We start from the raw sequence: 13,665 nt of genomic DNA, 5'->3' as shown, positions 1-13,665 counted from the left end.
GCGCCGGCCGACAGCGATTGTTGGACAATCACGCGGCGGGGCTGCTAGCCTCGCCACGTGCCCTCGATTGTTGAACAATCGTCCCGCCGCGCGCCGTTGCGGATCTGGACCGGCGCGGCCGTCGTGTACGGCATCGCGGCCTTCGCCGCCGCGCTCGACGGCGGCCGCGCGCCCGACGACCCCGCCTGGTCGGTCGTCCCCTTCTGTGCCGCGTTCGCCCTCGCCTTCCTCCCCTGGGGCGCCTGGGCCGACCGTCACGGCGCGCCCGCCGCGATGCGCGCCTCGACGCTGCTGCTGCTCGTCGGCGGCGTCGTGCTGCTGCTGCCGCTCGGGGACGGCGGCTGGCTCGTCGGCCGGGCGCTCGAGGGTCTGGCCGCGGCCGGCTTCCCGCCCGCCGCGCAGGCCGCCCTCGCGCGGCTCGGCGGCCCGGGGCGCGCCGGCCGGTCGATCGGCGGCATGAGCGTCGCCGTCGCGGTGGGCACGCTGCTCGTCCCGCTGCTCGCCGGACTCGCGGAGGGGCCCCTCGGCGCGACCGCGACGCTCGCGCTCGGCGCGATCGGCCTTCCGCTGGTCGGCCTCGCCGCCGTCGCCACGCTGACCGTCGCGCCGGCCCCTGCGGCGGCGCCCACCGGCCGTCCTGCCGTCCCGGGCCGCGCGCCCGCCGCGGCGCTGCGGCCGACCCCCGGGCTGCTCTCCGCCTACGCCTGCGCGTTCCTCGTCCTCATCGCCTACTGGACCGTCGTCACCCGCGCCGCCCCGCTGCTCGGGCCCGACGGGGCCGGTCTCTCCGAGAGCGGCGCCCGTGCGGTCCCGCTCGTCGGGGGCCTGCTGGGCATGGTGCTCACCGGGGTCGTCGCCGGCGTCGCCGACCGCCGTGGGCCGCGCGGTCCGATGGTCGCCGTCCTCGCCGTCGGGATCGCCGGGCTGGCCGTAGCCGCGTCGACGGGGGCACCCGGCGCGGCGGTCGTGGGCGTCGCCGCCTTCTCGCTGGCCTACTGGTGCTACCTGACCCTCGTCGGCCTCCAGGTCGTGCGCAGCGCCCCGGCGGCCGTGCACGGCCGGGCGCTCGGCGGCCTCTACACGTCGATGTGGACCGGCGCCGCCGTCGGCGGTGCCGTCGCCGCCACCGGCGCCGCGTGGACCGTGGTGCTCGGGCTGTGCGCCGGGGCCTGGACGCTCGCGGCGCTCGTCGCCGCCCGCTGGTTCCTCGCCGCGGCGCCGAGGCCCGCCGTCCCGCCGCGGGATGCGGCACCATCGGCGGTCGATGCCCGCCTCGCGACCAGCTCCCGCTGACCCGACCGCCGGCGCGGTCGCCGAGGTCGTGGCGGCGCTGCGCGCCCGCATCCTCGACGGCGCGCTGGCCCCCGGCGACCGCCTCGTCGAACGCGTGCTCGTCGACGAGTTCGACTGCGCGCGCCACACCGCCCGGATGGCGTTGCGCACGCTCCAGGACGAGGGGCTCGTCTCCGTCGAGCGCAACCGGGGGGCCGCGGTCGCGGCGCTCGACGTCGAGCGGCTGCGCGGGCTCTTCGAGGTGCGGGCCGCGCTCGAGCTCGAGTCCGCCCACCGGATGCTCGAGCGGCACGACGGTCGGGTCGCGGCCCCGGTGCACGCGGCGGTCGCCCGGCTCGACGCGGTGTGCGCGGCCCGTCGACCGGCGTGGCGCCGGGTGGTCGAGGCGCACGAGGGGGTGCACGAGGCGCTCGTGCACGCGGGGGAGAGCCGCCGCATCGCCGAGGCGTACGCGCGCCTGTCGGGCGAGATCCGGCTGTTCGTCATCGCGCTGCGCCCGCTGTGGACGCCCGCGACGATGGCGCAGCACCACCGCGAGCTGCTCGACGCGCTCGAGGACGACGGTCCGGCGGCGCTGCGGCGTCACCTGCGGGAGGGCGAGGGCAGCGTGCGCGCGGCCCTCACGGCCGACGGCTGACGCGTCGCCTTCCGGAGCATCGCGATGCACCGGAATACGACCGCGGTCGCAGTTCGTGGCACCGGTCCACTCGCCGAGCGTCCGCACGCCGAGCTGGCCCGCGGAGGCATCCACTCGGGGTGGTCGGGCAGAACACCCAACATGTTCCCCAAGCGCAGCAACGGGTCCGACCCGTCCCACATCACGCTCGAGACCGTCGACGTCGACGGCGCCATCCGCGAGACGGCCGAGGCCGCCGGCATCGACCGCGCGACCTTTCTGCGCCGCGGCGCGGTCGGCGGTGGCACGTTCGTCGCCGGCAGCGTCCTGTTCAGCGGCTTCGCCCATCCGGCGCTCGCCGCGATCTCCACGAAGCGCCCGTCGAAGGCCAACGACGTGAAGATCCTGAACTACGCGCTGACCCTCGAGTACCTCGAGAACGAGTTCTACCTCGCGGCCCTGCAGAACAAGCCGTTCGCCAACGACCAGATCGGCAAGTTCGCGACGATCACGCAGCTGCACGAGGCCGCGCACGTCAAGCAGCTTCGCGCCGTGCTCGGCTCGAAGGCGGTCAAGAAGCCGACCTTCGACTTCGGCGACACCGTCACCGATCCCGCGAAGTTCCAGGCGACCGCGCAGGCGCTCGAGGACACGGGCGTCTCCGCCTACGCCGGCCAGGGCCCGAACGTCGCCCAGCGCGCCGTCGTCCAGGCCGCGCTCGCGATCCACTCCGTCGAGGCCCGCCACGCCGCGTGGATCCGCTTCCTCAACCACGGCGCCAACCCGAGCACGGCCACGAAGGACCTGCCGGCGCCGGCGTCGTTCGACGCGCCCAAGAGCGAGAAGAGCGTCCTGAAGATCGTCGGGGACACCGGCTTCATCAAGTAGCCGCCCCCACCCCGCGGATTGGACCCGCCCGGAGGGCCCGGCCAGGACGGCCGGGCCCTTCGTGGTCCTAGAGCCCGTAGGTCTTGCCGATGATCTCGCGCTGCACCTCGGAGGTGCCGCCGAGGATCGTCATCACGAGGCTGCGCCGGACGTGCAGCTCCATGTCGTACTCGGTCGCGTAGCCGTAGCCGCCCATCATCTGCATGCCCTCGAGGGTCACCGCCTTGGCGACCTCGGTGCACTTGAGCTTGGCCATCGACGCCTCGCGCGGGAACATCGCCCCGGGGTTCGCGTCGACCTGCTGAGCCACGTCGTAGGTCAGCAGCCGGCAGCACTCGAGCTCGGTCGCGAGGTCCGCGATCCGGTGGCGCAGGGCCTGGAAGCTGCCGATCGGCCGGCCGAACTGCTCGCGCTCCTTGACGTAGGCGAGGAGGTCGTCGAACGCGCGCTCGGCCATGCCGAGGGCGAGCGCGGCGATGATCAGGCGCTCGACGTTGAGGCCCGACATCAGCTGCATCCAGCCGTTGCCCTCCTGGCCCAGGACGTTCTCGACCGGGACGCGCACGTCGGTGAAGAAGACGTCGTTGACGACCTCGCCGCCCATCGTCTCGATCCGCCGGATGTCGACGCCGGGGGCGTCGGCGGGGACCTCGATCATCGAGATGCCCTCGTGCTTGGCGCCCGAGCCGTCCGTGCGGCAGACGAGCAGGATGTGCTCGGACAGGTGCGCCTCGCTGATCCAGGTCTTCTGGCCGTTGATGACGTACTCGTCGCCCTCGCGGACCGCCTTGCACTTCAGCGAGCCGACGTCGGAGCCCGACTCGGGCTCGCTCATCGCGATCGCCTCGAGCGTGCCGGTGGCGATGCCGCCGAGGATGCGGTCCTTCTGCTCCGGGGTGCCGAACCGCTCGTAGGTGCCGGCGACGATCATCGTCACGCCGAAGCCGCCGATCGGGGCCATGCCGCGCGCCGTCTCCTCGAGGAACAGGCAGAGGTCGACGAGCCCGCCGCCGGAGCCGCCGTGCTCCTCCGGGATCGCGACGCCGAGCCAGCCGAGGTCGGCCATCTTCTTGTAGATCTCGGCGTTGTGCGGGTGCTGGCGGCTGTCGAGCGCATCGCGCTGCTCGCGGGTGCCGCACTCGCGCGCGCAGAAGTCGCGGATCGCCGCGACGAAGTCCTGCTGCTCGTTGGTCAGCGTGATGGCCATGAGGGTGTCAGGCTCCTTCGGGGTCGGTGAGGGGGGTGGCGATCGCCGGGATCACGTCCTCGAGGAGGGCGAGCATCGTCCGGACGATCAGGGTGTGGGTCTGCTCGCGCGAGAGGCGGCCGCGGACGAGCCACTCGCGGGTCGCGGACTCGGCGAGGGCGATGTGGCTGCGGATCGCGGCGCGCGCCGGGGCCACGACGTCCTGGGGGGCGTCGGGGTGGCGCGCGGCGAGGATCTCGATCCAGCGGTCGACGATGCCCTCGCGGGCCTCCTCGAGGATGCGCTCGATCTCGGGATCGGGGCCCAGTCCCTCGGCGCCGACGGCGGCGAACCAGGTCTCGCGGTTGCGGCTGACCATCGTGAGCCAGCCATGGATCGTCGCGTCGAGGATGTCGGGGATCGGGCGCTGCCGGACGTCGTCGCCGGGGAGCGGCGGCGGCAGGCGGACCATCGTGCGGACGACCTCGGCGTAAAGGTCGCGCTTGGTGCCGAAGTAGTGGTGCAGCAGGCCGCGGGCGACGCCGGCCTCGGCGGCGATCTCGGTGGTCGAGACGGCGCTGTAGTGGCGATCGCGGAAGAGGCGCCGGGCACAGGCCAGGATCTGCTCGCGACGCTCGTCGTGCTCGAGGCGCGTCCAGCGGGGGGTGGAGGACGGCGAGCCCATCGCGGGGACCGTAGCAGCCTTGTTGGCACCCTGCCAAGAGCTTGTTGGCGCCCTGCCAGGAGCGGGCGCGATGCCGCCCGCGGCCTCCGGATGCAGCGGCGCGGTGCCGTTTCTGCGACGTCATGGCGCAACTTTGGCGCGCGCCGGGCATTCCGGGACGTGGACCCAGCAAACTCACGAAGGGTTGTCTGTCTCATGACGAAGTTCGACCAGCACGCGTTCGACGACGCGTGGAACGAGGAGTACGCGGGCGGCGAGCAGGACGCCACCCCGCGCAAGCGCCGCTTCGGCCTCGGCCGCGGCGCCCGGACCCGCAACGTGGTCGCGGCCACCGCGGTCGCCGCGATCGGCATCACCGGCGTCGTCGACGCCGCCACCGGCGGCAACCTCCGCGAGGGCGTGCGCAACGGCACGACCACGCAGGAGACCCAGATCATCTCCAACATCAACTCGAGCACCGGCCTCACCGGCGGCTACTCGACCCGGCAGTCGAACCTGTCGAGCACCGGTGGTGGCGCCGTCTACGGCTGCCGGTCCACCGAGGGCGGCAGCGCCGCGTCGCCGCCGAAGAACCCGTGCGTGCGCGCGAACAACCTCTCGACCGGCTTCGCCTTCGAGTTCAACGCGACCAACGGTACGACCGTCGGCACGATCAACGCCGGCTCCGGCGGGGACACGAAGAAGCCGTTCACCACGAACGCGACCGGCGTCGCCACCGGCCTCAACGCCGACCGCGTCGACGGTGCCAACGCCGCCGACATCGTCGCCGCCTCCCGCGCCAAGGCCGGCCTCGACGCCGACACCGTCGACGGCGTCGACTCGGCGGGCCTGAAGACCCGCTGGGCGCTGATCAACGAGCAGGGCGAGATCGAGTCGCAGTCCGGCGGCTTCTCCGTCGTCACCGCCTACCCGGGCGGCGGGAACCCCGCGGGCAACCAGAACGTGTACGTCAACACCGGTGCGGACGCCCGCAGCCGCGGTCTGACCGGCACGATCGCGATCCAGAACACCAACCAGGGTGGCGTCGCCAGCAACTTCGGCGGCGAGCTGTCGATCGGCGCCTGCGGCCTGGCCTCGATCAACTGCGCCCCGGACAACACCGAGAACAACGACACGATCGTGATCTCGCCGCGCAACAGCGACGGCACCGTGACCGCCGCGGGCGCCCGCAAGCGGTTCTACCTCCAGATCACCGAGTAGCACCCGCTCCATCCGCCGCAACGCGAACGGCCCCCGGACGCCTCAGCGCGCCGGGGGCCGTCGTGCGTCCACAGGGACGCGGCCGTGGGGCAGGGGGACCAGCCGCTGCCCCGCCGGGAGTCAGGCCGCGTCGCGGTGCCCGGAGACCTCGCCGGGTCTGGGCACCACCACCGCCGACCGCACCGTCGGGTCCAGGCGGACGTCGACGATGCCGTCAGCAGTCACCACGGTCGCGTGCCACGTGCGACCGTCGGCGAGTTGGACGAGCCCCACGACGGCGCCGCCGCCGGCCGCCTGCGCGGCGGTCTCGGCGAGCGTCTCGCGGTGCTCGAGGGGGAGGGGCTGGACGGGAGAGAGGGAGAGCATGGGCCGGATCCTCCACCCCGAACCTCAAGGCGACGTATCCGCCACCTCAGAGTTTCCTGAGGGCCCGGGGAGTCGCTGGGGACCGAGCGGCTCGGCGGGCGCGGCGGTCCGTGGGGCGTCCGGTCGGAGGTCGAGCTGCAGCCACAGGACGTCCCGCCAGGCGCCGTGCTTGTAGCCGACCCCGGCGTAGGTCCCGACCGCGCGGAAGCCGAACGCCTCGTGCAGCCCGACGCTCGCCGCGTTCGGCAGCGCGATCCCCGCGTGGACCCGGTACAGGCCCTGGCGGCGCAGCAGCGACAGGAGCCCGGTGTACAGCTCCCGCCCGACCCCCTGGCGGTGGACGGCGGCGTCGAGGTACACGCTCACGTCGCACGACCAGCGGTACGCGGCGCGCTCCCGGTGCGCGGCGGCGTAGGCGAAGCCCACGACCCCGCCCCCGCGCTCGGCGACGAGGAACGCGTGCGAGGCCGCGCACGTGCGGATCCGCGCCGCCATCGTCCCGGCGTCCGGGGCGGTCAGCTCGAACGAGGCGACGCCGTCCTCGACGTACGGGCGGTAGATCGCGGCGCACGCGGCGCCGTCGCGGCCGGGATCGGCGTGGCGGAGCACCCGCCCATTATGGTCCGCGCGATGCCTGCTCCCCGACGCCGTGCCGCGAAGCTCCCCGGGACCATGCCCGAGCCCCAGGAGGGCGAGGTGCTGATCTGGACCGACGGGGCCTGCCAGGGCAACCCGGGACCCGGCGGCTGGGCGGCGCTCGTCGTCTGGCCCGACGGGGAGGTCGAGGAGCACAGTGGCGGCCTCGCCCACACCACGAACAACATCATGGAGATGAGCGCGGCGCTCGAGGGCCTGCGGTCGCTGCCGCCGGGCTCGCGGGCGTGCGTCGTCACCGACTCCCGCTACCTGCTGGACGGGATCACCTCGTGGATCCACGGCTGGAAGCGCAAGGGCTGGAAGACGGCCGGCGGGGCGCCCGTGAAGAACAAGGAGCTGTGGGAGGCGCTCGACGCGGAGGTCGGGCGTCACGAGCAGGTGCGCTGGCACTGGGTCAAGGGCCACGTCGGCACCGAGCTCAACGAGCGCGCCGACCAGCTCGCCGTCGCCGCCGCGGAGGCCGCGGTGCGATGAGCGCCTACGAGACGATCCTCTACGCGGTCGACCCGCAGACCCGCGTCGCGACCGTCTCGCTCAACCGGCCGGACCGGCTCAACACGATCGTCCCGCCGATGCCCGACGAGGTCCAGGACGCGGTCACCCGCGCCTCGCACGACCCCGACGTGAAGGTGCTCGTGGTCCGCGGGATCGGCCGCTCGTTCTGCGCCGGCTACGACTTCGGCGGCGGCTTCCACCACTGGGACGAGCAGATCACGACCGACGGCGCCTGGGACCCCGGCAAGGACTTCGCGTTCGCGACGAGCCAGCTGCACGCCCCGACCCAGAAGTTCATGAGCGTCTGGCGCACCCCGAAGCCCGTGATCGTCCAGGTCCACGGCTGGTGCGTCGGCGGCGGCAGCGACTTCGCGCTCTGCGGCGACCTCGTCATCGCCAGCGAGGACGCGCGGATCGGGACCCCGTACTCGCGCATGTGGGGTGCCGCGCTCAGCGGCATGTGGATCTACCGCCTCGGGCTCGCCAAGGCCAAGGAGCACGCGCTGCTCGGCCGCGCCCTGTCGGGCCGCGAGGCCGCCGACGCCGGGCTGGTCAACGAGGCGGTCCCGTTCGCCGAGCTCGAGGCGACGGTCGCCCGGCGCGCCGCGCAGCTCGCGTCGATCCCGTCCTCGCAGCTGGCCGCGCAGAAGCTCGTGGTCAACCACGCCTACGAGCAGATGGGGCTCGCCTCGACGCAGACGCTCGGCCCGATCCTCGACGGGCTGATGCGCAACACCCCGGACGCGCGCCGCTTCGTCGCGCTCGCGCAGGAGGAGGGGGTCGGCGCGGTCGTGCAAGAGCGCGACGGGGCGTTCAGCGACTACTCCCAGGCGCCGCCGTCGGAGCAGCCCGACCCCGGAAACGTCATCGAGCCGTAGTTCGGCGCACCGTCGAACCGCGACGAGGGTTGCCGTGCGCCCGTGGAGGGTAGACGGTGGTCGTGCCCGAGCAGCCGACCACCCAGGCCTCCCCGCCGGCCGCCGACGGCGACGCCGCCACGGCGCCGACCGCCGGGACGCCGCGGGCACGACGGGTCGGCAACGCGCTGCTCCTCACCCTGATCGTCGGCCTGCTCGTGGCGACCTGGGCCAGCGTCGCCGGTGCCCTGGACCTCGGCGCCGGCTCCGGCGCGGGCGCCGCGAGCGGGGAGCTCGCGAAGGACGCGCGCAGCATGGACGCCGCGATGGACCTGCTCGACGGCGCGCGGTCGGTCACGGACCTGCGCGCCGCCGGCCGGATGGTCGGTGACCTGCGCCTGGGGATCGACGACCAGCGCCGCGCGCTCGCCGGCAACGACGACCAGCGGGTCGCGGACATCGCGCTGCGCACGCACCGCGAGATCGCGTCGGTCCTCGACGGCTGGGCGGTGCTCGAGAAGCTCGAGGACGGCGACCTCGCCGCGTGGGCCCGGCGCGAGGCGCCCGGGGTCCTGCGCGCCACCAACCGCCTGCGCGACGGGCTCGTCGCGAAGGCCCAGGACGCGGTCGCCGACGACGGCCTCGACATCGACCACGCGCGCGCCCGCGCCGTGACGCTCAAGGTCGCGCGGTACCTCGTGAAGACGGCCGACGCCGAACGCGCGCGCAAGGTCTGAGGCGCGGCACGCCGGGCCATCCTCGGCCCCGGCGACCGGGCCCGCGACTGCGAGCGGATCCGCCGCCGAGGGGCCGCGCGCGGCCCGCGGTCAGCGCGGCGGCTCGTAGATCCGGAAGGTCGCGCCCGCGCCCTCCGGGAGCGTGACGGCCGCGCGGCCCTCGCGCAGCAGCGCGAGCGTCTCGCCCTGCCCCTCGACCGAGAGGTCCGCCGGCGCGCGGCACGTCGCGGCCCGCGCGAGCGTCGCGGTCAGCGGCTCGTCGCCGCGGCGCCGCCAGACCGCCAGCGTGCCGTAGGACCGCAGGGCGACGAGCCGGCCGTCGGGCGAGACGTCACCGGCGGTGACGATGCCCAGGTCGACGCGGCGGCGGTCCTGCAGCGCCACCGTCGACCCCGGGGCGGCGAGCGCCGACTGCGGCCCGCCTCGGTAGACGCGCGCACCCAGCGCCCGCTTCGTCACCACGACCAGCTCGTCCCGGACCGGGTCGACGAGCAGCGCCTCGGCGTCCTGCGGCCCGTCGGGGTAGCGCAGCGTGAGCGCCGCCGCCGGGGCGCTGCCGGGGATCGCGCCCGCGGGCGGCGTCGGCACCCGGTAGACCTGCACGCCGTCGGACCGGACCGCGCCGTTGTCGCCGATGTCACCGACGTACAGCGACGGCACGCTGTCCGGTCCCGGGCCGGCGGCGAGGTCCTCCCAGTCGACGTTCGCCGCGCCGGCGAGGGCCATCGTCCCGAACGGGACGCCGTCCCCGGAGAGCGCGAACAGGGAGGCGGGGCCGCCGGAGTCCTCGACGGCCCAGTAGCGGGTGCCGCGGTACACGAGGCCGCTGACCTCGTCGAGGGCGGCGTCGACCAGCGTGCCCATCTCGATCCCGCGCGTGGCCCGGCACAGCGCCGGGCGCGCGGGCGGGCGCGGGGTCGCGGTCGCGGTTGGGGCGGGGGTGGCGGTCGCCGACGCGGCCGGGGCCGGCGCCGCCGGGGGTGCGACGGGCGCGTCGGAGCCGCCGCACCCGGCGAGCAGCAGCAGGACGGCGAGGAGGGCGGGACGGTGCACCGCAGGGAGTATCGCGCGCGACCCGGTAGCGTCCCGGCGCATGTCATCCAGCGAGAAGCCCGTCGTCGAGGTCCCCGTCGGGACCGACCCGTCCTACCAGCTCGAGCTCGAGGACCTGGTCGTCGGCGACGGCGACGAGGCGGTCGCCGGGAAGGTCGTCGAGGTCCACTACGTCGGCGTGTCCTGGAGCACCGGCCGCCAGTTCGACGCGTCCTGGGACCGCGGCGACACGTTCAAGTTCCCGCTCGGTCGCGGCCAGGTCATCCAGGGCTGGGACCAGGGCGTCGCCGGCATGAAGGTCGGGGGCCGCCGCCGCATCACGATCCCGCCGATGCTCGCCTACGGCAAGCGCGGCGCCGGCGGGGTGATCGGGCCGGACGAGACGCTCGTCTTCGTCGTCGACCTGATCGGCGTCCGCTGATCCCGTGAAGGTCATCGTCGTCGGGCTGGGGGAGGTCGGGCTGCACGTCGCCCGCACCCTCAGCGCCGAGCGCCACGCGGTCACCGTCGTCGAGCAGGACCCCGGCCGGGCCGAGGCCCTGCAGTCCGAGCTCGACGCGCTCGTGGTGCTCGGCAACGGCGCCTCCCCACGCTTCCTCAAGGAGGTCGGGGCCGACGACGCCGACCTCGTCGTCGCGGTCACCGCCAGCGACGAGAGCAACGTCATCACCGCGCTCGCGGCCCACCAGCTCGGGGCCGGCAAGACCGTGGCGCGCGTCCGTGACCCCGACTACTTCGGGGAGGACGAGGGCTTCGCGCGCGACGTGCTCGGGATCGACTTCGTCATCCACCCGGAGCGCGCGACCGCCGAGGACCTCGCGGAGGCGATCCTGCTCCCCGGCGCCGTGCACGTCGAGCACTTCGGCAACGGTCGCGTCGCCGTCGCGGAGTGCGTCGTCAGCGATCGCTCGCCGCTCATCGGCCGCGCGATCCGCGAGCGCCGCGCCGCCCTCCCGCACCAGATCGTCGGGCTGATCCGCGACACCCGCGTCGTCGCCGCCGAGCCGGGCCTGCGCCCGCGCGCCGGCGACCACATCATCGTCGCCGCGGCGCGCGAGGACATCGGCTCCGTGGTCAGCCACATCGCCGGGCACACCCGGCAGGTCCGGGACGTCGTGATCTTCGGCGGCGGCCGCATCGGGCTGCCGCTCGCCAAGCGCCTGGAGGCGACCGGCAAGTTCGACGTGACGGTCATGGAGAGCGAGATCGAGCGCGCGCGCGAGGTCGCCGAGGTGCTGCGGCGCGCGACCGTCCTGCACGAGGAGGGCATCGGCAAGGACGCGCTGCTCGCCCACGGCGTCGACCAGGCCGGCGCGTTCGTCGCCGCGGCGGGCGACGACCGCGCGAACCTCCTCGCGGCGCTGAACGCCAAGCAGCTCGGCGCCGGCCTCAGCCTCGCGGTCGTCTCGCGCGAGGAGTACACGCCGCTCGTCGACGCGCTCCACATCGACGCCGGGTTCTCCCCGCGCCTCGTCACCGCCGAGGCGATCCTGCGGGTGGTGCGCGGCGACAACGTCGAGGCGATCCACCTGCTGCTCGGCGGCGGCGAGCTGACCGACGTCACCGTCGACGCGGGCTGCAAGGCGGACGGCAAGTCGATCAAGGCCGCGGAGTCGCTCGCCACCACGCGCGTCGCCGCGGTCGTGCGCCGCGACCGGGTCCTCTTCCCCGCCGACTGCGAGGCCGTCCAGGCCGGGGACCGCGTCATCACCTTCAACGCGCGGCGCGGCACCAGCGCGATCGCCGCCGCGTTTGACGCGTGAGCGGTCCGGTGCTGCGCGTCGGACCCGGGTTCAACTGGGGCCTGATCCTGCCGGTCGTCTCCGGCGTGCTCGGGGCGCTCGCGCTCGGCATGCTCGTCTGCGCGCTGCACGCGGTCGCGCACGACGACGGGACCACGAGCTCGTTCCTGGTGCCCGCCGCCGTGCTGCTGCCGCTCGCCGGGCTCGGCTTCCTCGCGGCGCGCCGGACCCGGACCGTGCCGCTGCGCGCCCGCGACGGCTTCCTCGCCGTGACGCTCGCGTGGCTCGCCGCCGGCGCGGCGGGCGCGGCGCCGTTCCTGCTCGAGGGCACGCTCCCGCGGCTCGTCGACGGCCTCTTCGAGAGCATGGCCGGGTTCACCACCACCGGCTCCACCCTCGTCGACGTCGAGGCCGCCCCCGAGTCGATCCTGCTGTGGCGCAGCCTCTCCCAGTGGCTCGGCGGCGTCGGCATCGTCGTGCTCGTCGTCGCGATCGCGCCCGCCGCCGGTCTCGCGACCCAGCGGATCTTCCACGCCGAGACCTCCGGCGTCACCGCGGAGCGGCTCACCCCGCGGATCGCGGACACCGCGAAGATCATCTGCGGCATCTACGGCGGGCTGACGCTCGTCGGGTTCGGGGCCTACTGGGCCGCCGGGATGGGCCCGTTCGACGCGATCAACCACATCCTCACGACGATCTCCTCCGGGGGCTTCTCGACCCGCAGCGCGTCGATCGGCGCGTTCGACAGCCTCGCCGTCGAGCTCGTCGCGATCGTCTTCATGATCGCCTCCGGGATCAACTTCGCGTTCTACTGGCGGGCGCTGCGCGGCGACAGCCTGTGGCCGCAGGCCGCCGAGGTCCGCGGGTTCCTGCTGATCCTGCTCGGCAGCACCGCGGCGGTCACCGCGTCGCTCGTGCTCGCCGACCAGTACGACGGCGTCTGGGACGGACTGCGCGCCGCCGCGTTCACCGTCGCGTCGGTCGGGTCGGGCACCGGCTTCCTCACCGACGACTTCGACCTCTGGCCCGACTACGCCCGCTCGCACCTGCTGCTGCTGATGTTCATCGGCGGCTGCGCGGGCTCGACCTCCGGCGGCATCAAGGTCGTCCGCGCGATGCTGCTGGGCAAGACCGTCGGGCAGGAGCTCACGCGCCAGCTGCGCCCGCGCGCCGTGCAGGTGCTGCGCACGCGCGGCAAGGTGTTCAGCGAGGAGGTCCGGCGGGCCGTCCTGGGCTTCACCGTCGTGTACTTCCTCGTCGCGATCGCCGGGACGTTCGCGATGCTCGTCGCCGGACTCGACCTGCTCAGCGCGGCCACGAGCGCCGCCGCGTGCCTCGCGCTGCTGGGGACCGGGCTCGGGGACGTCGGGGCGACCGAGAACTTCCAGGCGATCCCCGAGGGCGCCCGCGTCGTCCTCATGTTCCTCATGCTCGCCGGCCGCCTCGAGGTGCTGACCGTGCTCGTCCTGCTCACCCCGGCGTTCTGGCGGCGCAACGTCGCCTGACGACACCCGCGCCGGGCGCGCCTAGATCCCGTCGTACAGGAGGACCGACTCGACGCGGCGCAGCAGCGCGAGCAGCTCCTCCTCCTGGGCCTTCTTGCCGAACAGGCGCAGCCCGATCGCGCCCATCGCGCCCGAGCTCTCCCACGACTTCGACACCGTCAGGGTGGTGCCGGACCCCTCCGGCCCCGGCTCGATGCCGAAGACCAGGCCGTTGCCGTACGCGACCAACGTGTACGGCTCGGCCCGGGTGACGTCCTGGAAGGGCGCGAAGCGGTCGCGCCACTGGGTCTGCTGGTCGGCGTCCGCCAACAGCTCGTAGACGTCCCACGGCGTCACCGGGATGTCCAGCGACGCCGTGAAGCTGCGCGAGTGCTCCTTGCCCACG

16 protein-coding genes are annotated in these 13,665 nt (G+C 74.3%); 10 read left to right on the top strand and 6 right to left on the bottom strand.

What is annotated here, in order from left to right:
• Positions 1-57: 57 nt before the first annotated feature.
• The 3 genes from C7Y72_RS00965 (at position 58) to C7Y72_RS00955 (ending at position 2,797) form a co-directional block, all read left to right on the top strand.
• Complete coding sequence (locus tag C7Y72_RS00965) at positions 58-1,293, top strand: MFS transporter (protein WP_107566757.1); 1,236 nt, start codon at positions 58-60, stop codon at positions 1,291-1,293.
• Positions 1,265-1,930, top strand: coding sequence for a GntR family transcriptional regulator (locus C7Y72_RS00960; RefSeq protein ID WP_158276558.1), 666 nt, complete (start codon positions 1,265-1,267; stop codon positions 1,928-1,930). Before C7Y72_RS00965 ends, C7Y72_RS00960 begins: the two co-directional genes overlap by 29 nt.
• Before the next feature lie 141 nt (positions 1,931-2,071).
• A complete protein-coding gene (locus C7Y72_RS00955; RefSeq protein ID WP_158276557.1) occupies positions 2,072-2,797 on the top strand; it encodes a ferritin-like domain-containing protein in 726 nt (241 codons plus the stop codon).
• Between the two features lie 67 nt (positions 2,798-2,864).
• On the opposite strand, the gene C7Y72_RS00950 is transcribed toward C7Y72_RS00955, so the two are convergent.
• Complete coding sequence (locus C7Y72_RS00950; RefSeq protein WP_107566754.1) at positions 2,865-4,004, bottom strand: acyl-CoA dehydrogenase family protein; 1,140 nt, start codon at positions 4,002-4,004, stop codon at positions 2,865-2,867.
• Positions 4,005-4,011: 7 nt separating this feature from the next.
• A complete protein-coding gene (locus C7Y72_RS00945; RefSeq protein ID WP_107566753.1) occupies positions 4,012-4,668 on the bottom strand; it encodes a TetR/AcrR family transcriptional regulator in 657 nt (218 codons plus the stop codon).
• 195 nt (positions 4,669-4,863) lie between these two features.
• Here C7Y72_RS00945 and C7Y72_RS00940 point away from each other — a divergent pair, with 195 nt between their 5' ends.
• Positions 4,864-5,868 (top strand): hypothetical protein, encoded by a 1,005-nt coding sequence (locus C7Y72_RS00940; protein WP_107566752.1) that lies wholly within the window; start codon positions 4,864-4,866, stop codon positions 5,866-5,868.
• 120 nt (positions 5,869-5,988) lie between these two features.
• Here the strand turns inward: C7Y72_RS00940 and C7Y72_RS00935 are convergent, their stop codons facing one another.
• Together C7Y72_RS00935 and C7Y72_RS00930 are read right to left on the bottom strand one after the other, a co-directional pair.
• The gene (locus C7Y72_RS00935) at positions 5,989-6,234 is read right to left on the bottom strand and encodes a hypothetical protein (RefSeq protein WP_107566751.1); all 246 of its coding nucleotides are present in this window, start codon (positions 6,232-6,234) and stop codon (positions 5,989-5,991) included.
• Positions 6,235-6,258: 24 nt separating this feature from the next.
• Positions 6,259-6,843: a GNAT family N-acetyltransferase gene (locus C7Y72_RS00930; protein WP_107566750.1), complete on the bottom strand. Its 585-nt coding sequence runs from the start codon at positions 6,841-6,843 to the stop codon at positions 6,259-6,261.
• A 21-nt stretch (positions 6,844-6,864) separates the two neighbouring features.
• Between C7Y72_RS00930 and rnhA the strand changes: the two genes are divergently transcribed.
• The 3 genes from rnhA (at position 6,865) to C7Y72_RS00915 (ending at position 8,980) form a co-directional block, all read left to right on the top strand.
• Positions 6,865-7,365 carry a ribonuclease HI gene (gene rnhA, locus C7Y72_RS00925; protein ID WP_107566749.1) on the top strand — a complete coding sequence of 167 codons (501 nt, stop codon included), beginning with the start codon at positions 6,865-6,867 and terminating at the stop codon, positions 7,363-7,365.
• A complete protein-coding gene (locus tag C7Y72_RS00920) occupies positions 7,362-8,264 on the top strand; it encodes a crotonase/enoyl-CoA hydratase family protein (protein WP_107566748.1) in 903 nt (300 codons plus the stop codon). The genes rnhA and C7Y72_RS00920 overlap by 4 nt, the downstream gene beginning before the upstream one ends.
• A gap of 62 nt (positions 8,265-8,326) precedes the next feature.
• Entirely contained in the window at positions 8,327-8,980 is a 654-nt protein-coding gene (locus C7Y72_RS00915) for a hypothetical protein (RefSeq protein WP_146175206.1), read from the top strand.
• A 90-nt stretch (positions 8,981-9,070) separates the two neighbouring features.
• Here C7Y72_RS00915 and C7Y72_RS00910 read toward each other — a convergent pair whose 3' ends face one another.
• Entirely contained in the window at positions 9,071-10,033 is a 963-nt protein-coding gene (locus C7Y72_RS00910) for an SdiA-regulated/phytase-like domain-containing protein (RefSeq protein ID WP_107566746.1), read from the bottom strand.
• Positions 10,034-10,073: 40 nt separating this feature from the next.
• Here C7Y72_RS00910 and C7Y72_RS00905 point away from each other — a divergent pair, with 40 nt between their 5' ends.
• From C7Y72_RS00905 to C7Y72_RS00895, 3 genes are read left to right on the top strand one after another with little or no spacing between them, the layout of a single operon-like run.
• Complete coding sequence (locus C7Y72_RS00905) at positions 10,074-10,454, top strand: FKBP-type peptidyl-prolyl cis-trans isomerase (RefSeq protein ID WP_107566745.1); 381 nt, start codon at positions 10,074-10,076, stop codon at positions 10,452-10,454.
• A gap of 4 nt (positions 10,455-10,458) precedes the next feature.
• A complete protein-coding gene (trkA, locus tag C7Y72_RS00900; protein WP_107566744.1) occupies positions 10,459-11,796 on the top strand; it encodes a Trk system potassium transporter TrkA in 1,338 nt (445 codons plus the stop codon).
• A complete protein-coding gene (locus C7Y72_RS00895; RefSeq protein ID WP_107566743.1) occupies positions 11,793-13,280 on the top strand; it encodes a TrkH family potassium uptake protein in 1,488 nt (495 codons plus the stop codon). Before trkA ends, C7Y72_RS00895 begins: the two co-directional genes overlap by 4 nt.
• A 21-nt stretch (positions 13,281-13,301) precedes the next feature.
• Here the strand turns inward: C7Y72_RS00895 and C7Y72_RS00890 are convergent, their stop codons facing one another.
• On the bottom strand, positions 13,302-13,664 hold the full coding sequence (locus tag C7Y72_RS00890) for a hypothetical protein (RefSeq protein ID WP_107566742.1): 363 nt from the start codon (positions 13,662-13,664) through the stop codon (positions 13,302-13,304).
• Position 13,665 lies beyond the last annotated feature (1 nt).

Origin of the sequence: Paraconexibacter algicola (assembly GCF_003044185.1) — a bacterium.
Classification (GTDB): Bacteria; Actinomycetota; Thermoleophilia; order Solirubrobacterales; family Solirubrobacteraceae; genus Paraconexibacter; species Paraconexibacter algicola.
The sequence above is the reverse complement of the archived record's forward strand: the minus strand, read 5'-3'. Positions and strand labels throughout refer to the sequence as shown.

Coding starts and splice junctions, on each gene's coding strand:
- C7Y72_RS00960 (WP_158276558.1), top strand. CDS start 1,265: ATGCCCGCCTCGCGACCAGCTCCCGCTGACCCGACCGCCGGCGCGGTC.
- C7Y72_RS00955 (WP_158276557.1), top strand. CDS start 2,072: ATGTTCCCCAAGCGCAGCAACGGGTCCGACCCGTCCCACATCACGCTC.
- C7Y72_RS00950 (WP_107566754.1), bottom strand. CDS start 4,004: ATGGCCATCACGCTGACCAACGAGCAGCAGGACTTCGTCGCGGCGATC.
- C7Y72_RS00945 (WP_107566753.1), bottom strand. CDS start 4,668: ATGGGCTCGCCGTCCTCCACCCCCCGCTGGACGCGCCTCGAGCACGAC.
- C7Y72_RS00940 (WP_107566752.1), top strand. CDS start 4,864: ATGACGAAGTTCGACCAGCACGCGTTCGACGACGCGTGGAACGAGGAG.
- C7Y72_RS00935 (WP_107566751.1), bottom strand. CDS start 6,234: ATGCTCTCCCTCTCTCCCGTCCAGCCCCTCCCCCTCGAGCACCGCGAG.
- rnhA (WP_107566749.1), top strand. CDS start 6,865: ATGCCTGCTCCCCGACGCCGTGCCGCGAAGCTCCCCGGGACCATGCCC.
- C7Y72_RS00920 (WP_107566748.1), top strand. CDS start 7,362: ATGAGCGCCTACGAGACGATCCTCTACGCGGTCGACCCGCAGACCCGC.
- C7Y72_RS00905 (WP_107566745.1), top strand. CDS start 10,074: ATGTCATCCAGCGAGAAGCCCGTCGTCGAGGTCCCCGTCGGGACCGAC.